Below are 19,327 nucleotides of genomic sequence, written 5' to 3' on the forward strand. Positions count from 1 at the left end.
TCCTTACCCCGTCACGTCGAGACCCATCGACTTCGCGGACCCTTTGATAATTTCGGTCGCGGAATCGAGGTCGTTGGCATTGAGATCCGGCATCTTCATCTCGGCAATCTCACGGCACTGGGCCGTGGTCACCTTGCCGGCGACGTCCTTGCCGGGCTGCTTGGCGCCCGAGTTCGGCTTGCCGATCTTGAGACCGGCAGCCTTCTTCAGGAGCACGCTCGCCGGCGGCGTCTTGGTGATGAAGGTGAAGGACTTATCCTGATAATAGTCGATCACGACGGGGATCGGCAGGCCCTTCTCCATGTTCTCGGTCTTCGCGTTGAAGGCCTTGCAGAACTCCATGATGTTGATGCCGCGCTGACCGAGCGCAGGACCAACTGGCGGAGACGGGTTGGCCGAACCGGCCGGGATCTGGAGCTTGAGCTGCCCCAGCAATTTCTTAGCCATGTCATCCTCTCTGGCTTGATACTCTGGCCGGTGGTCTTTCGATCCGGCCGCCTTTCGATTGAGGTCCCGTGGTCTGACCCGGCAATGGACTTGTCTGCCGGCAACCTTCCACAGGAAATCCGCCCATAGTTGAGCGAGAGGCGGGGTACACACGAAAAGACCCGGCAGGTCAAGCCCGCCGGGTCAGCCCTCCTGCCGCACAGGCCGCCTTGCTAGATGATGGCATAGCCCTTGGCATTGATATATTGGCGCAGCTCATTGATCCGCGTGCCCGGATGCGGGTGGGTCGACATGAATTCCGGCTGGCGGCTGGACGAGGCATTCGCCTGCATCAGCTCCCACAGCCGGATCGACTGTTTCACGTCATAGCCGGCCGAATGCATGTAATCGACGCCGGCGCGATCCGCCTCAAGCTCGCTCTCGCGGCTATAGGGCAGGACGACGCCGAATTGCAGGGCCGCCCCGCCGAGCGCGGCAACCGCACCGCCATAATCGTTGAGCGTATCCGAGGAGGACACGGCGACCTGCCCGGCCGCCAGCGCGCCCTGGGCAAGCATCGCCCGCGACATCCGCCGGTTGGCATGACGATAGATCGTGTGGCCGACCTCGTGGCCGAGCACCGTGCTCAGCTGGTCGTCATTCTCGGCGAGGTCGACTATCCCGCGATACACGCCAACGCGGTTGCCCGGCATGACGAAGGCGTTGACGTCATCGGAGTCGAACACCGCGACGTCCCACTGCTCCCCGGCTTTCGGCGTCACGCGCTCAATCCGGCTCCAGACATTGAGGACCCGGTTCTTCAGCCGCGTATTGGAGGTCTGCGGGGTCTGCGATTTGAGGTCCGTCCAGGCGCTCGCCGCCATGGAGGCGATCTGGTCGTCCCCCATGAAGGCCAGTTCGCTCTGGCCGGTATACGGGTTGGTCGTGCAGCTCGACAGGATGGGAAAGACGCTGCCGGCCGCAAGCCCGGAGATGATGGCCCGCCGCGAGAGGTTGATCTTCGGCGCGTCCTTCAGGAGTGCGCTATCAATCTCGATACGTTCTGAGTCTTCAAAATTGACGGGCTTGTTCATGGTCATCCTCCAGTTTGCGCCACTATAGCCAGCGCGGGCAGAACCCCTAAGTTCAAATTTCGTTCAATTCGTCCCTGTCAGACTGGCAAGGCGCAACTGAACCTCACATGAAAGACCCGGCGGCTTCTCAGCCCTCGGCCTGCTCATTGGCCGCGATAAGGTCATTGGCCTGTTTGATCCAGTCTTCGCGGCTCACACGTCCGGCAAAATTCAGCTGCTGGTCCACCCAGGCTTCGTTTTCCGGTGTCCAGCCTGCGATCTGGCGGAAATGCCAGATCCCGAGATCATTCAGGATATTCTGGATGCGTGGACCGATCCCCGTAATCAAAGTCAGATCGTCCGCCTCGCCCTCGGGTTTTTCCAGAGAGGCTGGCGCCAATGGCTCGATTGCCGGCTCCTCGTCGGCATCTTCACCCTCATCTCCGGCGGCCTGATCCCTGGCCTCAAGGGCGCGCAGCATCCTGTCGGAGGGGTGCTCATCCTCTTCCGCAGGCTCATCCTGCGCAGAGACCTCAACAGGCTCCTCTTCCGCGACGGTTTCCGTCGCCGTGCCCTCGTCTTCAGGCTCGACAGCTGTTTCAGCTTCGGGCTCGTTTTCAGCTTCTGCTTCCGGTTCAGCCTCGACCTCCGGCTCGGTGGCCTCCTCGGCGGATGCCTCTGTCGTGGGCTCGTCCACCGCCGGCGTTTCCTCGCTCAGGGCTTCAGCATCGGCGGGAAGATCCGGCGCCGGTTCAGGGGCCGGAGACACCTCCCTGGCTTCGGGCTCTGGCTCTGGCTCTGGTTCCGGCTCAGGCGCTTTGGCCTGTACAGCCGGGGCCTCGGGCTTCTCCTCGAAATAGGCAAGCCGTCCTTCGAGATAACGATTGCGCCAGCGCAACCGCGCCAGCTCTTCCTCAAGCGACGCATCGGGAGCCGGCGCTTCGGCCGGCTGGGCAGCCTTCTCCGCCGCGATCAGCTTTTCCTCGAGCGCGGCGACACGGGTCTGCAGATACTCGACCTGCCAGACCTGCTTGTTCTCTTCCACGGAGGATTTCGGCGCCGGCTTTGGCGCGGGCTCGGCCGGCTCATCGGCAACGGGGGCCTGCGCCTGGGTCGCCTGTTCGTGCAGGCGGATCTCCAGCTCGCCCACCCGCTCTTCCAGGAACGCGTTGCGCGAGGTCAGATCGGCCAGCGCTGTGCTCTCCTGACCGGCCGCCTCTGCCTCCTCGCCGCGCGTTTGGCGCAGGCCGTCAAGCTCGGCCTTGGTCGCTTCAAGTTCATTGGTCAGCTGGGCGAGGCGCTCTTCATGGTCTCTGTCAGCGGCCTCCGCCTCAGCGGGCGGCGCCTGCTTCTGCCGGCGATGGGCGGCATAGAGGCTGTCGAGTTCGCCCCTGACCTGTTCGAGTTCCGTCAGGGCGACATCGCGCTCAACCGTCGCCCGGCGGCGCTTTCCCGCGAGCATCAGCCCCCGCATGAGCCAGGCGAGAAGGAACCCGACCAGCGCTGCGCCGCCGATCACGTACCAGACATATTCAATAACAATATCCATTCAGTACGGCTCCTTGTTGGAGGACCAGATCAGAACCCCGAGTCGTGTCCTTAAAAAGGCAAGGTGTTGCTGTCCCCACTTCTGCACATCTCACGTCGTCCACCGGAACTGTGCGCTTCGTTAACCAGATGCATGCCGCATCAATTGCCTTCAGGCAAGTCTGTGCTAAAGGCCGCCCATGCCGCTGTCCCTTGAGATCATTTCAAGTTCTGCCAATCCGCTCATCAAGATGATGCGGAGTCTGGAGCGCAAGAAGGCGCGCCAGGAGACCGGGCTCTTTCTGGCCGAGGGCGCCCGCCTCGTCGAACAGGGCCTGCAGGCCGGCTGGGCCCTCGACAGCCTGCTGGTATCGGCCTCCAGTATCGACCGGGGCTTCATCCAGGCGCTGGTCGAGAAGGCCCAGGCAAGCGGGGCGCGCGTGGTGCAGGTGCCCGACCGGCTGGCCGGCCAGGTCGCCCGCAAGGACAATCCGCAATCAGTGATCGGCGCCTTCAAACAGAGAGACCTGTCGCTGCAGGCGCTTCAGCCGTCCGCCAGCGATCTCTGGATCGCGCTTTACGAAGTCCGCGACCCGGGCAATCTCGGCACCATCCTGCGCACCTCCGACTGTGCCGCCCTGTCCGGCGTCATCCTCATCAATCAGTGTTGCGACCCTTACAGCATCGAGGCGGTTCGCGCTTCCATGGGCTCGGTCTTCGACATGACCTTCGCGAGCGCCGATTTCGACACCTTCAATGCCTGGCGCAAAGCCGGTGGGCTCAACATGGTCGCCGCCAGCGTCAATGGCACCGAGCGCCATACCGAGATCGACATGGCGCAGGGCACGGTGATCCTGATGGGCAATGAGCAGGCCGGCCTGCCCCGGGATGTCGAAAGCGAGTGCGACACGCTCTGCCTGATCCCCATGCGCGGCGGCGCCGACAGCCTCAACCTCGCCCAGGCGACGGCCATCATGACCTATGAAGCCTGGCGCCAGAGAGACTTTGCCTGAGAGATTTCGAATGAAATACGACCAGACCCTTTTTCTCGCCGATGACTGGACGGACTACGCCCTCCTCGACTCCGGCGACGGCCTGAAGCTCGAACGCTTCGGCAATCAGACGATCATCCGTCCGGATCCGCAGGTTTTCTGGAAGCCCCAGGCCCCGGTCAAAAGCTGGAAAGCCGATGCCTGGTTCGACGCCAAGGCGGGCGATGACGAGCGCGGCCAGTGGCGCAAGCTCAATCCGAAAGCCCCCGATACCTGGCCAATGGAATGGGACGGGCTGAAGTTCAAGGCCCGGCGCACCCCCTTTCGCCACCTCGGTGTCTTCCAGGAGCATTCCATCCACTGGGCCTATGCGCGTGAGCAGATCAAGGCCGCCGGCCGGCCCACCAAGGTGCTGAACCTCTTCGGCTATACCGGCATGATGTCGCTCGCCTGCGCACAGGCCGGGGCCGAGGTCGTCCACCTCGACGCCAGTCCCAAATCCAATGGCTTCGGCAAGGAGCATCAGGAGATGTCCGGCCTGCAGGACCGCACGATCCGCTGGATCGCCGACGACGCGATGAAATTCGTCGCGCGCGAAGGCCGACGCGGCAACCGCTATGACGCCATCATCCTCGATCCGCCCAAATTCGGGCGCGGCACCAAGAACGAGACCTGGCGCTTCGAGGAGGACTTCCCGGCCCTGCTCGACGGCATTGTCCCGCTTCTGGTCGACAATCCGCTCTTCGTCATCCTGACGGCCTATGCCGTACGCCTGTCCCACATTGCGCTCGGTCAGGCGCTGGGCGACCGGATGGCGCCGTTCGGCGGCCGGATCGAGATGGGCGAAATGGCGATCCCGGAACAGAAAAGCGGCCGGATGCTTCCGACCGCTATCTGTGCCCGCTGGCAGGCGAAATAAGAGCTGAAAGGGCTTAAGCCGCCTCGCGTTCCTTGCGCATACCGAGCTGCTGTTTCACACGTTCGGCGAGCTGGCGCACGCTGAACGGTTTCGGCAGGAAGGAGACCTCGCGGTCGTCGTCGAGCTTCTTGGCGAGGTCGCGCTCGGCATAGCCTGAGATGAAGATCACCCGTGCATCGCCGAGATAATCCTTCGCCGCCTTGATCAGGGCCGGTCCGTCCATGCCCGGCATGACGACGTCGGAAATGATGAGGTCGAAGCTGCCAGCCTCGTCTTCGAGGATTTCCAGCGCTTCCTCGCCATCCTCGGCCGAGAGGACTTCATAGCCCCGCGAGATCAGGTGCATGACGGCGATGTCGCGCACGCCTTTCTCGTCCTCGACCAGCAGGATCTTGCCGCGGCCCGAAATATCGACCGGGCGATGATCGACGGCTTCTTCTTCCGGCCCGACGATTTCAGGCTGGGCAATCTCGTCAGCCTTGAGGGCTGGTAGATAGATCTGAAAGTTCGTGCCCTCATCGACCTTGGAGATCGGGCAGACATAGCCTTCCGACTGCTTGATGATGCCGTAGACGGTGGCAAGGCCAAGACCGGTGCCGACGCCGACATCCTTCGTCGTGAAGAAGGGCTGGAAGATCTTGTCCATGATGTTGGCCGGAATGCCGTGGCCGGTGTCGGCAATCTCGATCAGCAGATAGTCCCCGTCGGCGACGAAATTGAAGCCGTGCTTGTGGGCATCCTCGGCGGTCGCCCGCGAGGAGCGGATGGTCAGCTTGCCGCCGGCACGCCCCTTCTGGAGCATCGCGTCGCGAGCATTGGTGACGAGGTTGAAGATCGCGGTTTCGAGCTGGTTCTTGTCGGCCTTCACATAAGGCAGGTTGCGCTGCGGGATGTTCTGGAACTCGATGCGCTCATCCAGGATCTGGCGCAGCAGGATGGAAAGCTCGGACAGGAAGTCGTTCACATCGAAGACTTCGCGCTTGAAGGTCTGCTGACGCGCATAGGCGAGCAGCATGTGGACGAGGTCCTTCGCGCGCACCGAAAACTCGTGGATGCTCTTCAGGTTCTCATAGGAGGGGTCGCCGACCGGGTGACGGGTCATCAGCTCGTCATTGTTGAGCATGATGCCGGTGAGAACATTGTTGAAGTCGTGAGCGACACCGCCGGCGAGCTGGCCGATGGCCTGCATCTTCTCACCCTGGGCCAGGCGCAGCTCGAGCTCTTTCTGCTCGGTCATGTCGATGATGTAGGCGACAGAGGGCTGGCCCATATTGTCCAGCGTGACGAAGACGTTGACGCTTTTCGGCTCTTCGCCGGCAAGTTTCAGGCCCATCGGCTTGTCGACCGCCTCGATCAGCTTGGCCGCGAGCCCCTCTTCGCCATCCTCTTCTTCTGCGGAGAACAGGTCCGAGAAGCGTGTGCCCGGCGCCGAGCGGCCTTCGGCCATTTCCATCAGCGCCTTGTTGGAGTCGAGAATGATCGCGCTTTCGACCGAGTTGCCTTCGAGGCGGACCGCGCCGAACGGGGCGTCATCGAACATCGGGTCCCCTTCCGGCTTGGCCGGGCGGCTGGCGGAGGCCGCGAGGAAACGGCCCTCGCCTTCGAGCTGGGACTGGCTGTTGGCGACAACGACCGTGCGGCCCTGGGCGTCGGCGCCCTTGCCGGTCCAGGTCGTCATGGTCTGCACGGGCATTTCGACCCCGTCGCGCGTGCGGATCATGATATTGGCGCGGCCCGGCGCGCCGGACTTCTTGTCCCGGCCCAGCATGCGCACGAATTCCGGGCGCATGATGTCGTCGAGGCGGACATTCTTGGCGGTTTCAGGCAGGCCGATCAGGTCACGCAGCCAGCCATTCGCATAGGTAATCGTGCCGTCCGGCTTGGCGGCAAAGAAACCGAGCGGGGCATCCTCGACATATAGCGCCTTCATGTCGGCGGCCCCGGTCGCGGCTTCCGCGCCATTGATCCGGCGCAGGCGCCAGACGACACGGTTGCGCGGCAGCGGGGCCACGCTCGCCTCATACTGAACCGGCAGCGCATCGGAGCCGATCGTCATGGCCGGCAGGACTTCACGATGGGTCTCACCCGCCTTGGCGGACTTGGACAGGCGGAAGACCGGTGCCGCAAGCCCCGGGCTCGCGCTGAAGATGCGGTCGACGGTCACCGCAGTGGCAGAATCCTGCTGGCCGGCAAGCGCGATCTGACTCAGCTCGCGATACTTCTCATTGGCGGCGATGGGCGCGCCGCCCTGATCGGCGATCAGAACCGCTTCATCGAGCGACTCGATCCAGCCAAAGCGTGGCATGGTGGCGTTGACGGCATCCTCGGCAGCGCCCTTTTGCGGAAACAGGCCCAGCCGGCGCCCGGCGCCCTTCAGGACCCAGAGCAGGAAGACCATGCCGCCGGCGGCCATGGAGATGAGCAGGATCGGGCCGGTGCCACCCACGGCGCCCGGCCAGGCAATCGCAATACTGGCGGCGGCGACAGCCACCAGCAGACAGCCCCAGAAAGCAAGCTGCAACATATCGAGACTGTCGAGCTTGTTCTCTCCCGATGCCTCATGGTCCAAAGTGGTGATCGTGACGTCGTCTCTGCTCGCGCGTGCCGTCATGAGGCCCAACTCCTGCCGCCTGTCTGGCTTTCTCGCCCGTGCGGCGATTCGCCAAGTCTACACTAGATATCGCCGGGACGCACTTTCTGAGGCCCGGCATATCTTATCCTCACCTCCACTTCTCAGACCGAAAGGTTAATCAATCCAAAAGCGGCGTTAATCAGATCGGGAAAATTTCACCCGCCCCGGTTGCGGTCTGGCGATATTCCGTCTTCGGATAAAGTGAAAAGTTCAGCCTTTTCAGGCCCTGATACGGTGCCTTGCTTCTTCGCCGGCATCCATCTGATTTTCAACGGTTTTCACAAAGGCTCAGCCATTGCTCAGGTGACGGTGTCACGAGCGGTCTGCCGGGCTGGAACTGGCATTTGCGGGAACCGCCGCGATCCCGCCCCCGTTGCCCTTGCAACAGTAGAATGCAGTCGAGGCAACCATGAAAACGGTTTTGATTACGGCAGTTATGGCGACCGCGTCGCCACTGGCGTTGGCCCAGAATGGGCTCAATCCCTCCCCTACCAAACCTGCCCTTTCCGCTCAACAGCAAGCCGTGGACGGCAATATGGCCGTTACCAGCCCCATGGCCCGGGCCATCAAGCATCGGATGCTTGGCGATTCGGCCAGCAGACAGCCTGAGGCCGACATCGCGTCGCAAGTGAACGAGACGGTCCGCCGCGCCTACACCCAGTCGGCCTTCGAGCCGATCTGGAGCGAGGATGGGGCGGTCTCTCTCATGACCCTGGCCGATCATCTGCCAGAATATGGTCTCGCCCCGGACACGCTGCCGGAAGCAGACCTCCGTCAACTCGCCGAGCAGCGCTTCCAGAGCGAGTCTCCCGAAACTCGCGCAAGCGCCGACATTGCGCTCAGCAAGGCATGGCTGCGCCTGACGGCGGCTGTCAGCGGAGGATGGCCGGGGGATAAAGCGTCTGCGCCGTCGCCCCAGCAGACGCCGGCCTATGCGGTGCTTCCCCAACAGCTGAAGATTGCCGGCGAAGGCAATGCCGAGAAAGCGCTGAAGAGCTTCGAGCCGACAGCGCCGCAATACGTCGCCCTCAAGCAGGCCCTGGCAGAGTATCGCGCCATTCGCGACAATGGCGGCTGGCTGGCCATTCCTTCTCTGGCTGACGGTGAAATCATCGAGGCCGGCGACACGGATCCGCGCATTCCAGCCATCCGCGAGCGCCTCGCGGTTGAAAGCTATGACGCAGACCGCAACCTGTTCAACCTGGTCAACGATGCCATCAAGGCCGGCCAGAGTGATGAGGAAACGCCGGTCAGTTCAGCAGCCGCCGCCTCAGAAATCGCAACCGTGGATGTTGAAGAGGCCCAGCAGGTGCTCGATCCGCAGCGCTATGACGAGACCCTCGTGGAGGCCGTGAAGACCTTCCAGAGTCGCCATGGCATCAAGTCGGATGGCGTCGTCGGCCCGAATACGCTCGCCGCCATGAACGAAAGCGTGGACTCGAAGATCGTCCGCATTTCCGAGTCCATGGACCGCTGGCGCAAACAGGGCGCAATGAGCGAGCGCTACATCTGGGCCAATATCCCCTCCTACACCGCGGAAGGCTGGAAGGACGGCCAACGGGAGATCACGGTCAGGACGATCGTCGGCACCCCCGAACACGAGACGCCCGCCTTCAACGACGAGGTCGAATATGCCGTCGCCAATCCGCGCTGGTACACACCGGCCAGCATTGTCCGCAATGAGAAGGCGCCGAAACTGGCGAACGATCCCGGCTATGCCCAGCGCAGCAACTTCAAGGTCATCGACCGTGCCACCGGGCAGGAAGTGAGCGCCTATTCCGTCAATTGGAAAGATGCGTCCGCGGCTGAGAATTATCGGCTGGTTCAGATGCCGGGCGCCAATAACGCGCTGGGCGAACTGAAGATCATCTTCCCGAACCAGTACGCCATCTATCTGCATGGCACGCCGGGCAAGCACCTGTTCGACCGTGCCGAACGCGCTTTCAGCCATGGCTGTATCCGGCTTGAAAACCCGACTGAGATGGCAGGCTGGATTGCCGGGCTCGATTCCACCACCGAGGCCGACACGCTGAAACAGACGGTCGCCTCGAAGACGCGGCAGAAGTTCGAGTTCAAGACCCGTGTGCCGATCCACATCACCTATATGACGGTGACGGTGAACGATGATGGCAGCGTCAATTTCTGGCGCGACATCTATAATCGCACTGGCGGCATCGAGCAGACGCACGAGATGGCGCCGCTCGACAACCCGGATTCGCTGATGCAGACGGCAAAACTTGAGCAAGGATAACTGGCGCTGGCTGACGGGCACGCCCGGCGGGCATGCATTTGACCGCCGGGCCAGGATGAAGGCCTTGCGCTTGTTGCATCACGCCTCCACAAAGCCAGCTCCTGACCTGATGGACTGACAAAGGGGGCGCACGATGCCTGAGATTTTCGGTGACCTGTTCACGACGAGCGGCTTCTTCACCTTCCTGATGCTGCTTCTGCTGCAGGCCGTGCTCGGCTTCGACAACCTGCTCTACATCGCCATCGAGTCGAAACGGGTCGGCGAAAAGGCGCCCATGGTGCGCCGCTGGGGCATCGGGCTGGCCATGCTGTTCCGGATCGTTCTCCTGATCATCATTGTCTCCCTGTTCGGTGTCCTGGCCGAGCCGCTCTTCTCCATCGGGATCCCGCGCGTACTCGATGGCGAATTCACGCTCCAGTCGCTGGTGACGCTGCTGGGCGGCGGCTTCATCATCTACACGGCTGTGAAGGAAATCACCCACCTGCTGACGGTCGACGAGTTCGGGCATGAGGAAGGCGGCAGCGAAAAGTCCGTCGTCCAGGCCATCACGCTGATCGTGACGATGAACCTGGTCTTCTCCTTCGACTCCATCCTGTCGGCCATGGCGATCGCCAATGTGAAGGAAACCGTCGATGGCGTCGTGGAGACGCGCTATCAACTGACCATCATGACCGTGGCCATTCTCGCCTCCGGCGTCGCGATGATGCTGATGGCGGACTATGTGGCTGACTTCATTCGCAAAAACCGGATGTATGAGGTCCTCGGCCTGTTCATCCTCTTCCTTGTCGGCGTGCTCTTGGTCACCGAAGGCGCCCACCTCGCCCACATGCACATCTTCACCTTCGAGATTGCGGCGATGTCGAAGTCGAGCTTCTACCTCGTGGTTGGGGTGCTGGTGATCACCGACATCATCTCGACGAATTATCAGAAGCGGCTCTGGGCCAAGCGTGAGGCGGACCTGCGCAAGCTGCGCATCGCCGAAGCCAGAGAGGCTCAACGGCCCCGCGAATAAGGGTCAGTCGTCAGTCGGCGGTCCGCTTGCGGATCCGGACCGCCATCTGGCCGCCCTTGCGCCCAACCTCGCCTTCGAAGGCACTGACACCATTCCGGCCGCCCGAAAGGAGCTCCACGGGCTGGTCGGCCGGTACGCCCAGAAGGAGCGTATCACCGGGCTTCAGACCGGACAGGCGGTTCACCGGCACGCTGAGCGACGCGATCCGCGCCGTCAGGATGGCGGTTACCGGCTTGCGGCGCGGCGCCTCTTCGGCCACCGGCTGCTCCGTGCCGGCTTTCCGGGCCATCCGGATCAGTCCCAGCTCTGCGGACTGGCCGGCGAACTTCACGGTGAAGCGGAATTCCTGGCCCGTACGCGATGGCAGAAGCGAGGCGGCATAGTCCGGCTCGGTTTCGACCCCGGTCAGGCGGACATCACCATCCAGCGCGCTGCGAAGCGGGGCTGCGAGTTGTTCTATCAAGGCACAGTCAATCGCGCTCAGCGCCCTGTGCGAAGCCATCATCGCCGCGCCCGGGGCGCCGCCGCAGGCCTGGGTCACCATTGCATCGGCGAGCGCCGGCGGCAGCACCATCATGTGCGAGACGTCGCCATCGGCCTCACCGAAGCAGATGAACGCCGCGCCGGGGCGTGCCTGGCGGGCGGTAAGGGTCGTCTCGAAGGCGCTGAACTGCGTATGGCCGGCGATCCGGAACGCTGCCTTCAGCCCTGAAATCTGTGCCATGAGCAGCGACAGGCGCGCGGCAATCCGCTGGCCTTCCTCACTCCCGGCGCTGTTATCCGGCGCATCGAAATCCGGCGCGGCAAGGTCGGTTTCGGCAGCTTCGTCCGAGGCTTCGCTGTCATTAATGGTCGGCAGGTCCGGCCGAAGCAGCGCTTCTATCTCGGCCTTGGAGAGAACGCCGCGCGGCGTGGGAAAGCGGAAGTCCTCCGCCCCGGCCGCCGCCTCGTGCACAGGCTCCATGTCCCGCATCACGGCGCGCGCCCGGCGGTCCGACATGGCCCAGTCACCATCATTGCCTGAAGCGGAACCCTGCATCGTTTTCCCATGCTTTCTGTCAGTCATTTGTGGGCTGCGCTGGTTAATGAGACGTTAGTAATTTGGAGTCCGCCGGGAGAAGAATCAGCTATTTTCCGGATTATGACAGCAAAAAGCCTAACACCTTCCCGGAATTTCTTAACCCTCTGCCTGATGATTTAATCTGGCAGAAAGAAACGGGTAAGAAACGATTTGGATTCTGGTGGCATTGTAACTGGCAACGGACCGGCAACGACAAAAACCCGCCGGGCGTTGGGTGATAAAAAAGCGGCAGCGGTCTTACGACCCTGCCGCTTTTACAATTCATGGGATGTGAAATCAGTCGTCGCGGACCGTGCGCTCCTGGCGCTCGTGACGCTCCTGGGCTTCCAGGCTCAGCGTCGCCGTCGGGCGCGCTTCGAGCCGGCGCAGGCTGATCGGTTCACCCGTCTCGTCGCAGTAACCATAAGTGCCTTCGTCAATCCGGCGCAGCGCGGCGTCGATCTTGGCGATCAGCTTGCGCTGACGGTCACGGGTGCGCAGCTCCAGGGCCTTGTCGCTCTCCGAGGAGGCGCGATCGACGAGATCCGGCAGGTTGCTGGAGTCTTCCTGAAGATTGCTGATGGTCGATTTTGTTCCGTCGAGAATATCGGACTTCCACTGTTCGAGCCGGGCCCGAAAGTAAGCTTGCTGACGCGGGTTCATGAACTCCTCGTCGTCAGAGGGAACATAATCCGTAAGGTTGACGTCTGCCATGGTCTCCACTCCTCCAACAAGGCGGGCCTATATAGCGTGTCGCCTGTTTTCGCAAATGTGCTTTGCATTTTTCGTGCTAAATGCCCTTTCACAGGAATGCGGCGTGAATCGGCCGACAAACTGACACTTTAACCATATTGACCTGATCCGTCTGCTTTGGCGGGCTTGCTTCAGACAGCAAGCCTGTGCGGTATATCTCCCGGCACCGGATACGCGGCGAACGACGGAAGGGTTGAACCAGCTCCACATGGCCCGACTTCGAAGACGCAGGGAAACAGGCAGACAGGGCACATGGCGCCAGGCGCTGCTCTTCAACAGCCTCCTGCTTTTGCTCATCGTTCTTGGCACGCGCGTGATGACGAACGCCTACACCGCCGAAAGCGCCGGTGACGTCCCTGACATCCAGGCGCGAAACGAGACACGCCGCGAGATCGAATCGGCCTTCCAGACGATCGTTCCGAAGGGCAATGTCGCCCGCGCCTTCTGGGCCGACCAGATTTCACGCGAACTCGATGCGCGCGACTTTTCAGCCGCCCGCGGCTATCTGCTTGCCGCCCCCGTCATGCTCGAACGCGACGATGCCCGTGCCATTCTGGCCGCAGCCGATGCCGAGGAGTCCGGCTCGCAGGATCAGCGCCTGGTCAAGGCAGGCTTGCTCTTCCTGCCGAACGAGACCCGCGCCGAATATCAGCGCGCCATCGAGCCGCCGCGCATCGAGGTGGTCCCGAGGCCGGACCTCGAAGCAAGGGAAGAACTTCGCGAAGGCGAACACCCCGGCAATGTCCCCGAACCGTCTGACGACACCGATGCCGCCGGCACAGCCTCTCCGGAGGCGGCGAGCGAAGGGGGGATCCAGCCCCTCAGCCCGGACACGATGCTTGCCACCGAGGACTATGAGGAGCCGGGCGGACCGGCCTTCTCCATGGTGGGCGACCGGACAGACCTGGTCCGGCGCGCGCAGCACTGGGTCAATGGCGACCGGATCGACAGCCTGCAATTGCGCCTGAGCGCCATCAGCCTGATCGGCGCGACGGAGCCGGCCGGCATCTCGCCCTATGCCGAAGCCATCTCGGTCCTGAAAGCCGCCGACCGCGCCGGCCGGCTGACCCCGGACTATCGCGAATACCTGTTCGAGCGCGTCGACCTCGCCCTGCCCGAAGAGACGGCCTTTGCCGCGGTCCGCGATGCGCTTTCCAAAGTCGCCCCCATGGCGGAGCTTGAAGAGCGCGTGCTGGAAGCTTTCCGCAACGCCATCAGCGCCGAAGGCCTGGCCCGGCTGCAGCGTGACCTCTCCGCCGTCGCCCGGATCGCCGACCTCACGAGCCCGTCAGGCGCGGTGACGCTTCTGGAAACGGCCCGCTCGCCGGAGGATGTGAAGAAGCTGCAGCTGATTTCGGAAGCCGGTGGCGACCGGGCCGTGGCGCTGACCAAGCAGATTGGCCCGCGCGTCCTGAAGCTTGCCCAGATCGGGGTAAAATGGTCGCTGAACTTGGTGCTTCAGCTGATGGCTCTTGCGGCGATCGCCATGGCGCTGATCTGGACGGCCGTCTCGGCTGTCGGCCAGGCGCGCCCTGTGCGCCATTACCGCCACTGATCAGACCCCGAACGCCCCAATGATGCCGTCGATGAGCAACTGAGCCGAGAGAGCGGCCAGGATCACACCGAAGATCCGCGTGATGGCGCCGGCAACGCTTTCCCCCATCGCCTTCACGAGCGGCGACGCAACGAGGAAGACCAAGAGACACAGCACCATGTTCGCCCCGATAGCGGAGAGAACCGCGCTCTTTTCCATCCAGCTTTCCGACTCCGACATGAACAGCATCGCCGTGGCGATCGAGCCGGGCCCGGCCAGCATGGGAATCCCGATTGGAAACACCGAGACATCTTCCGGCGTCTCGTGCTCCTCGAGATATTCGTCCGCACGCGTTTCGCGGCGCTCGGTCCGCTTTTCGAAGACCATGTCGAGCGCGATGAGGAAGAGCAGCACGCCACCCGCGGCCCGGAAGGCATCGATGGTGATCTTGAGCTGCTGTAGCAGCCAGGCCCCGAAGAAGGCGAAGCCGAAGATAATCAGCGTCGCGACCAGGATGGAGCGCACCGCCATGTTCCGGCGATAGGCGGCATTCCCGCGCGCCGTCAGCGACGCGAAGATAGGCGCCACGCCCAGCGCGTCGATCAGAACGAAGAAGGTCACGAAGGACGCGGTAAAGATATTCAGGAAATCGCCACTCATGCCGGCGCCTTATCCAGACTGCTTCAAGGCGTCCAGTATCTCTTCCACCAGCGGATGCAGGACAGACATGCCGGAACGCAGCCCTGCCGGACGCTCGACGGGCTCCTCATCGGCCATGGCCTTGAGCAGGCGAAGCCCTCTGGCCCGCTGCAGCAGGCCCGGAAGGTCTTCGGCGCGGCTGGCCGTACCGATATAGCCATGACCGAAATCGACGCGGATCGACAGGTCGGCCTCGCCCGATTCCAGAAGCTCTATGGCCTCGTCGAGAGGAAGGGGCGCTTGTTCGGCGCCCTCTCCCGTCTGCAGGTTGGGTTTAGCTGACATGGGCGCCTCCGCCCGTTTCCATCAGGCCGAGCTTCCGGAAAGCGCCCAGGCCGCGGTAGATCTGACCCGCTGCCACAGCCCGCGTGATATCGAGCACCTTGTCGCGGCTCGCCTGGTCGGGGGCCTCTTCCATCAGGTCGGCAAGCGCGGCGATGCAGGTATCGAAGACGGCGCCGTCTGTCTCCCCGGTGAGGTAAAGCTGCATGACGGCAAAATAGGCCGCCTCGGCCTGCGTCCTGATCCGGTCGGGAAAAATGATGTCGCGCTCACGCAGGATACGCGCCTTGGTTTCGAGCAGCAGGGTACCCCGCCGTTCGCCATTGCGGATCACAGCGCCATTCACGACCACGGCTTCGCCGGGCTTGAGCGACAGTTTGAGAGGCATTTTGCCTTCCCCCCCAAGGGATAATTCGGTCCGAATCAGCTTCCTATCGTAGAAAGTCAATGGTTAATACGGCATTGAAAGTGCCATATGCCAGCGGTTTCCCGCTTGACGCGAAGACAGCGTGAGCCCGACGGTTGCCCTCTGCTGCACTGCGTCTATCATCGCACGGGAATGTGAATTGGAGACTGTCATGCGATTTGAAGGCACCGAGAACTACGTCGCAACCGAAGATTTGCAGGTGGCCGTTAACGCCGCCATCGCGCTTCAGCGGCCCCTTCTGGTGAAGGGCGAGCCGGGCACCGGCAAGACGGTTCTCGCCATTGAAGTGGCCCAGGCCCTCGGCGTTCCGCTGATCGAATGGCACATCAAGTCCAGCACCAAAGCCGCCCAGGGCCTGTACGAGTATGACGCCGTCTCACGCCTGCGCGACGGCCAGATGGGCGACGAGCGCGCCAAGGACATCTCGAACTACATCAAGAAGGGTAAGCTGTGGGAGGCTTTCACCTCGCCCGAGCGCCCGATCCTGCTGATCGACGAGATCGACAAGGCCGACATCGAATTCCCCAACGACCTCCTGCAGGAGCTCGACCGGATGGAGTTCTATGTTTACGAGACCGACGAGGTCATCAAGGCCAAGCAGCGCCCGATCGTGATCATCACGTCCAACAATGAGAAGGAACTGCCGGACGCCTTCCTGCGCCGCTGCTTCTTCCACTTCATCAAATTCCCGGACGAACAGACGATGCGCGACATCATCGACGTCCACTATCCGGGCATCAAGCAGAAGCTGGTGAAGGAGGCGCTGACCACCTTCTACTCCATGCGCGAAGTGCCGGGCATGAAGAAGAAGCCGTCCACCAGCGAACTGCTCGACTGGCTGAAACTCCTCATGAACGAGGATATCGACCTGGAGACAGTGCGTGAGAAGGACCCGGACAAACTGACCCCGCCGCTGCACGGCGCGCTGCTCAAGAACGAGCAGGATGTGGCCCTGTTCGAGCGCCTGGCGTTTCTCTCGAGACGCGAAAACAATCCGCGCCGCGGCCCGGCCGGCTAAGCGATAAAATCATCCATGCCGGGCGTGCACCAGCCGCTCGGCATTGCCATCTCCGCCCGTGATCGGGCTGTCATCGCGTCCGGTCACGTGCCACCCCTGCCAGGCCAGCCAGCTGCAGAAGGCTTCTTCCGCACAGGCCACCGCGGCGGTGTCTTTCACAATCCCGCCCTTGCCGACATGCGCACGGCCGACCTGGAATTGCGGTTTGAACAGGCAGACAAGCTCGGCCTGCTCGGCTGAAAGCGACAAAGGCACGGCCAGCAGCTTCTCGAGCGCGATAAAGCTCGCATCGCAGACAATCAGCGACGGCGCGTCGGCGATCTGTTCGCGGGTCAGGTCCCGGGCATCGGTGGCCTCCAGCGCCGTGACGCGCTCATCGGCGGCGACCTTTTCATGCAGCTGCCCCCGGCCGACATCCACGGCATAGACGTGCTGGGCCCCCTTCTGGAGCAGGACGTCGGTAAAGCCGCCGGTCGAGGCGCCGATATCGAGACAGATCCGTCCTGCCGGATCGACGCCGAAAATCTCGAGCGCATGAGCGAGCTTCAGGCCGCCCCGGGAGACCCAGGGGTGGACGGCGGCCGCCTCGATCCGGTCCGTCGATGCAATCCTGGCCGATGGTTTGCTCAAACAGGCACCATTCACGCGAACGTGACCGCCGGCGATTGCCTCCTGCGCGGCGGCCCGGCTGGCATAGTGGCCAAGCGCCACCAGCAGCCTGTCAGCTCTGTCTGTCTGGCTCAAAAAATTATGCCCTCCGGGAACATCGACTTTATGCCACGTGTTGAACGGTCGAGTGTGATCTTATTAATCTGGATCAGGAAACCAAGGAGTCCCCTCATGACACGAACCACCATCGCTCTGGCATCCACCGCGGCCATGGCCGTCCTGTTTGCCTGCTCGCAGCAAGCTTCGGATGCGCAGGAAGAAGATCAGGCCACGCCGGCGGAAGAGTCCATGCCGGCCGATGAGATGACCGGCGAGGGCGAGACCTCCACCCCCTCAATGATGCGCGCCACCGGCGACCTCATGGGCGGTGACGGCAACCAGATCGGCACGGCCAACCTCATTGAAGGGCCGAACGGAATCGTCATGGAAGTGAACATCGAGGCCGGCAGCCTCGAAACGGGCTGGCATGCCATCCACCTGCACCAGACCGGCGATTGCAGCGATACCGGCGAATACAAGGCCTCGGGCGGCCATATCGGCAAGATCGAAGGCGGCCACGGCCTGCTCAACCCCGACGGCCCTGAAGCCGGTGACTTGCCGAACCTCTATGTTGCCGCCGACGGCTCGGCCAATTTCGAGACGTTCAGCAACATCGTCAAAATGTCCCAGATCCTCGACGACGATGGCAGTGCCGTCATCATCCACGAAGGCCGCGACGACCATATGAGCCAGCCCATTGGCGGGGCCGGCAGCCGCGTGGCCTGTGCGGTGATCGAATAGCTACTGCAGGGTCAGGCCGCCATCGGCGATGATGGTCTGGCCCGTCACATAGCTGGCGAGCGGCGACGCCAGGAACATGACCACACCGGCCATGTCCTGCGGCGTGCCCATCCGGCCCTGAGGAATGCCTCGCAGCGCGCCTGCGAGGCGTTTTTCGTTTTTCGTGGTGACATGGGTAAGCTTGGTTTCGACAAGCCCCGGTGCCAGCCCGTTCACGCGGATGCCATCGCTCGCCCAGGCCGCGCCGAGCGTCTTGGTCAGCCCGACCGCGGCGTGCTTCGATGCGCTGTAGGCCGGCGTGCCGATCGTCGCGCCGAAGCCCGCGACGGAGCTGACGATGATCATCGATCCGCCGCGCGCCTGCAGCGCCGGTTTCAGCGCCCGGGCAACGTCCATGACGCTGTTGATGTTCACGTCCATCACATCGTCCCAGCCTTCACGCTCGAACTCCTGGCGCTTGTAGCGCACAGTGCCCTGGCAGAGGACCAGCACGTCGAGCTCGGTGATATCGGCTGTGGCGCGGTCGATGGCGGCGCGGTCGGCAACATCGACCTGGGTGTAGGCCAGTCCGGTCAGGTCGGAGCCTTCGACGCCGTCATAGTCGGACGCCGTCGGCCTTGTGCCCCAGATGGACACCTCGGCGCCCGCGGCCCGGAAGGCCTGAGCCACCCCGTTTCCAATCCCGCTGGATCCACCGACGACCAGCACTTTCCGGCCTGAAAAATCGAGCATGATGACCTCCCTATTCGTCGCGCTCGACCTTTCCTCTCAGGGCTTTGGTCTGCGCGCGTTCTTTCTTCGCCTTGATCCGCCGTTCAATGGCCCCGCGTCCGGGCCGCGTCGGAATCCGGCGCTTTCGCTTATGGGTCGCTTTCCGGATCATGCCCGTCAATCGTTCCCTCGCGGCATCCCGGTTGCGCGCCTGCGAGCGGTGCTCGCTGGCCTCGACCAGGACATCGCCCTCCTTGGTGATACGGTTCTTCCAGAGCCGGCGGAAGCGCGCCTTGATCGCCGGCGGCAGCGAAGAGGCCTCGACATTCCAGCGCAGCTGAACCGCCGTCGAAACCTTGTTCACATTCTGCCCGCCAGGTCCGGATGCGCGTGTAAATGTCTCGACCAGCTCCCAGTAAGGCACTGTAATTTCGTCATTAATTTTCAAGTCTGTCGAGACCGACATGATGAAGGACCTGTTCAGCTAGGGTTCAAGCACCGGAACATAGGATGAAACCAAGGCTTTAGACTGTAAGCCAAACACATACCGGTTCTCCGGTAC

18 protein-coding genes and 1 pseudogene are annotated in these 19,327 nt (G+C 62.8%); 7 read left to right on the forward strand and 12 right to left on the reverse strand.

What is annotated here, in order from left to right; genetic code table 11:
- Positions 1 to 3: 3 nt before the first annotated feature.
- The 3 genes from rplK to B8784_RS13170 form a co-directional block, all read right to left on the reverse strand.
- Entirely contained in the window at positions 4 to 447 is a 444-nt protein-coding gene (rplK, locus tag B8784_RS13160) for a 50S ribosomal protein L11 (RefSeq protein ID WP_084398408.1), read from the reverse strand.
- A 212-nt stretch (positions 448 to 659) separates the two neighbouring features.
- On the reverse strand, positions 660 to 1,520 hold the full coding sequence (locus B8784_RS13165; RefSeq protein ID WP_158085680.1) for a M48 family metallopeptidase: 861 nt from the start codon (positions 1,518 to 1,520) through the stop codon (positions 660 to 662).
- A 127-nt stretch (positions 1,521 to 1,647) separates the two neighbouring features.
- Positions 1,648 to 3,048 (reverse strand): hypothetical protein, encoded by a 1,401-nt coding sequence (locus B8784_RS13170; protein WP_084398410.1) that lies wholly within the window; start codon positions 3,046 to 3,048, stop codon positions 1,648 to 1,650.
- 178 nt (positions 3,049 to 3,226) lie between these two features.
- On the opposite strand from B8784_RS13170, the gene B8784_RS13175 reads away from it, so the two are divergent.
- Complete coding sequence (locus B8784_RS13175) at positions 3,227 to 4,039, forward strand: TrmH family RNA methyltransferase (protein ID WP_233356130.1); 813 nt, start codon at positions 3,227 to 3,229, stop codon at positions 4,037 to 4,039.
- Positions 4,040 to 4,049: 10 nt separating this feature from the next.
- Positions 4,050 to 4,937 carry a class I SAM-dependent methyltransferase gene (locus B8784_RS13180; RefSeq protein ID WP_084398411.1) on the forward strand — a complete coding sequence of 296 codons (888 nt, stop codon included), beginning with the start codon at positions 4,050 to 4,052 and terminating at the stop codon, positions 4,935 to 4,937.
- Between the two features lie 13 nt (positions 4,938 to 4,950).
- Here the strand turns inward: B8784_RS13180 and B8784_RS13185 are convergent, their stop codons facing one another.
- Positions 4,951 to 7,548 carry a response regulator gene (locus tag B8784_RS13185; RefSeq protein WP_084398412.1) on the reverse strand — a complete coding sequence of 866 codons (2,598 nt, stop codon included), beginning with the start codon at positions 7,546 to 7,548 and terminating at the stop codon, positions 4,951 to 4,953.
- Between the two features lie 556 nt (positions 7,549 to 8,104).
- Here B8784_RS13185 and B8784_RS13190 point away from each other — a divergent pair.
- Together B8784_RS13190 and B8784_RS13195 are read left to right on the forward strand one after the other, a co-directional pair.
- Positions 8,105 to 9,820 carry a L,D-transpeptidase family protein gene (locus B8784_RS13190; RefSeq protein ID WP_158085681.1) on the forward strand — a complete coding sequence of 572 codons (1,716 nt, stop codon included), beginning with the start codon at positions 8,105 to 8,107 and terminating at the stop codon, positions 9,818 to 9,820.
- Between the two features lie 133 nt (positions 9,821 to 9,953).
- Positions 9,954 to 10,832, forward strand: a complete 879-nt coding sequence (locus B8784_RS13195; RefSeq protein WP_084398414.1) for a TerC family protein — start codon at positions 9,954 to 9,956, stop codon at positions 10,830 to 10,832.
- Between the two features lie 10 nt (positions 10,833 to 10,842).
- On the opposite strand, the gene B8784_RS13200 is transcribed toward B8784_RS13195, so the two are convergent.
- Both B8784_RS13200 and dksA read right to left on the reverse strand, forming a co-directional pair.
- Positions 10,843 to 11,871, reverse strand: coding sequence for a flagellar motor switch protein FliM (locus B8784_RS13200; RefSeq protein ID WP_158085682.1), 1,029 nt, complete (start codon positions 11,869 to 11,871; stop codon positions 10,843 to 10,845).
- A 318-nt stretch (positions 11,872 to 12,189) separates the two neighbouring features.
- Positions 12,190 to 12,606, reverse strand: coding sequence for an RNA polymerase-binding protein DksA (gene dksA, locus B8784_RS13205; protein WP_084398416.1), 417 nt, complete (start codon positions 12,604 to 12,606; stop codon positions 12,190 to 12,192).
- A 247-nt stretch (positions 12,607 to 12,853) separates the two neighbouring features.
- Here dksA and B8784_RS13210 point away from each other — a divergent pair, with 247 nt between their 5' ends.
- Entirely contained in the window at positions 12,854 to 14,200 is a 1,347-nt protein-coding gene (locus B8784_RS13210) for a hypothetical protein (RefSeq protein ID WP_084398417.1), read from the forward strand.
- On the opposite strand, the gene B8784_RS13215 is transcribed toward B8784_RS13210, so the two are convergent.
- Genes B8784_RS13215 through B8784_RS13225 form a run of 3 tightly spaced genes read right to left on the reverse strand, consistent with a single transcriptional unit; the run spans position 14,201 to position 15,548 of the window.
- A complete protein-coding gene (locus tag B8784_RS13215) occupies positions 14,201 to 14,839 on the reverse strand; it encodes a MarC family protein (RefSeq protein WP_084398418.1) in 639 nt (212 codons plus the stop codon). It lies immediately after the preceding gene.
- Positions 14,840 to 14,848: 9 nt separating this feature from the next.
- A complete protein-coding gene (locus tag B8784_RS13220) occupies positions 14,849 to 15,163 on the reverse strand; it encodes a hypothetical protein (RefSeq protein ID WP_084398419.1) in 315 nt (104 codons plus the stop codon).
- Positions 15,153 to 15,548, reverse strand: a complete 396-nt coding sequence (locus tag B8784_RS13225; RefSeq protein ID WP_084398420.1) for a flagellar biosynthesis repressor FlbT — start codon at positions 15,546 to 15,548, stop codon at positions 15,153 to 15,155. Before B8784_RS13225 ends, B8784_RS13220 begins: the two co-directional genes overlap by 11 nt.
- A 190-nt stretch (positions 15,549 to 15,738) precedes the next feature.
- On the opposite strand from B8784_RS13225, the pseudogene B8784_RS13230 reads away from it, so the two are divergent.
- Positions 15,739 to 16,601, forward strand: a pseudogene (locus tag B8784_RS13230) (AAA family ATPase); the annotation flags it as partial.
- A gap of 13 nt (positions 16,602 to 16,614) precedes the next feature.
- Here the strand turns inward: B8784_RS13230 and B8784_RS13235 are convergent.
- Positions 16,615 to 17,349, reverse strand: a complete 735-nt coding sequence (locus B8784_RS13235; RefSeq protein ID WP_233356132.1) for a TlyA family RNA methyltransferase — start codon at positions 17,347 to 17,349, stop codon at positions 16,615 to 16,617.
- Positions 17,350 to 17,445: 96 nt separating this feature from the next.
- Between B8784_RS13235 and B8784_RS13240 the strand changes: the two genes are divergently transcribed.
- The gene (locus B8784_RS13240) at positions 17,446 to 18,054 is read left to right on the forward strand and encodes a superoxide dismutase family protein (protein WP_233356134.1); all 609 of its coding nucleotides are present in this window, start codon (positions 17,446 to 17,448) and stop codon (positions 18,052 to 18,054) included.
- Here B8784_RS13240 and B8784_RS13245 read toward each other — a convergent pair whose 3' ends face one another.
- Positions 18,055 to 18,786 carry an SDR family NAD(P)-dependent oxidoreductase gene (locus B8784_RS13245; protein WP_084398422.1) on the reverse strand — a complete coding sequence of 244 codons (732 nt, stop codon included), beginning with the start codon at positions 18,784 to 18,786 and terminating at the stop codon, positions 18,055 to 18,057. It abuts the gene before it with no gap.
- Between the two features lie 10 nt (positions 18,787 to 18,796).
- Positions 18,797 to 19,231 (reverse strand): alternative ribosome rescue aminoacyl-tRNA hydrolase ArfB, encoded by a 435-nt coding sequence (arfB, locus tag B8784_RS13250; protein WP_084398423.1) that lies wholly within the window; start codon positions 19,229 to 19,231, stop codon positions 18,797 to 18,799.
- Between the last annotated feature and the right edge of the window lie 96 nt (positions 19,232 to 19,327).

Source organism: Henriciella aquimarina (genome assembly GCF_002088975.1).
Lineage (GTDB): Bacteria > Pseudomonadota > Alphaproteobacteria > Caulobacterales > Hyphomonadaceae > Henriciella > Henriciella aquimarina.

Bases quoted from the DNA above. Each gene is read 5' to 3' on its own strand.
- rplK (WP_084398408.1), bottom strand. From the start codon at position 447: ATGGCTAAGAAATTGCTGGGGCAGCTCAAGCTCCAGATCCCGGCCGGT.
- B8784_RS13165 (WP_158085680.1), bottom strand. From the start codon at position 1,520: ATGAACAAGCCCGTCAATTTTGAAGACTCAGAACGTATCGAGATTGAT.
- B8784_RS13170 (WP_084398410.1), bottom strand. From the start codon at position 3,048: ATGGATATTGTTATTGAATATGTCTGGTACGTGATCGGCGGCGCAGCG.
- B8784_RS13175 (WP_233356130.1), top strand. From the start codon at position 3,227: ATGCCGCTGTCCCTTGAGATCATTTCAAGTTCTGCCAATCCGCTCATC.
- B8784_RS13180 (WP_084398411.1), top strand. From the start codon at position 4,050: ATGAAATACGACCAGACCCTTTTTCTCGCCGATGACTGGACGGACTAC.
- B8784_RS13185 (WP_084398412.1), bottom strand. From the start codon at position 7,548: ATGACGGCACGCGCGAGCAGAGACGACGTCACGATCACCACTTTGGAC.
- B8784_RS13190 (WP_158085681.1), top strand. From the start codon at position 8,105: ATGGCCGTTACCAGCCCCATGGCCCGGGCCATCAAGCATCGGATGCTT.
- B8784_RS13195 (WP_084398414.1), top strand. From the start codon at position 9,954: ATGCCTGAGATTTTCGGTGACCTGTTCACGACGAGCGGCTTCTTCACC.
- B8784_RS13200 (WP_158085682.1), bottom strand. From the start codon at position 11,871: ATGCAGGGTTCCGCTTCAGGCAATGATGGTGACTGGGCCATGTCGGAC.
- dksA (WP_084398416.1), bottom strand. From the start codon at position 12,606: ATGGCAGACGTCAACCTTACGGATTATGTTCCCTCTGACGACGAGGAG.
- B8784_RS13210 (WP_084398417.1), top strand. From the start codon at position 12,854: ATGGCCCGACTTCGAAGACGCAGGGAAACAGGCAGACAGGGCACATGG.
- B8784_RS13215 (WP_084398418.1), bottom strand. From the start codon at position 14,839: ATGAGTGGCGATTTCCTGAATATCTTTACCGCGTCCTTCGTGACCTTC.
- B8784_RS13220 (WP_084398419.1), bottom strand. From the start codon at position 15,163: ATGTCAGCTAAACCCAACCTGCAGACGGGAGAGGGCGCCGAACAAGCG.
- B8784_RS13225 (WP_084398420.1), bottom strand. From the start codon at position 15,548: ATGCCTCTCAAACTGTCGCTCAAGCCCGGCGAAGCCGTGGTCGTGAAT.
- B8784_RS13240 (WP_233356134.1), top strand. From the start codon at position 17,446: ATGACACGAACCACCATCGCTCTGGCATCCACCGCGGCCATGGCCGTC.
- B8784_RS13245 (WP_084398422.1), bottom strand. From the start codon at position 18,786: ATGCTCGATTTTTCAGGCCGGAAAGTGCTGGTCGTCGGTGGATCCAGC.
- arfB (WP_084398423.1), bottom strand. From the start codon at position 19,231: ATGTCGGTCTCGACAGACTTGAAAATTAATGACGAAATTACAGTGCCT.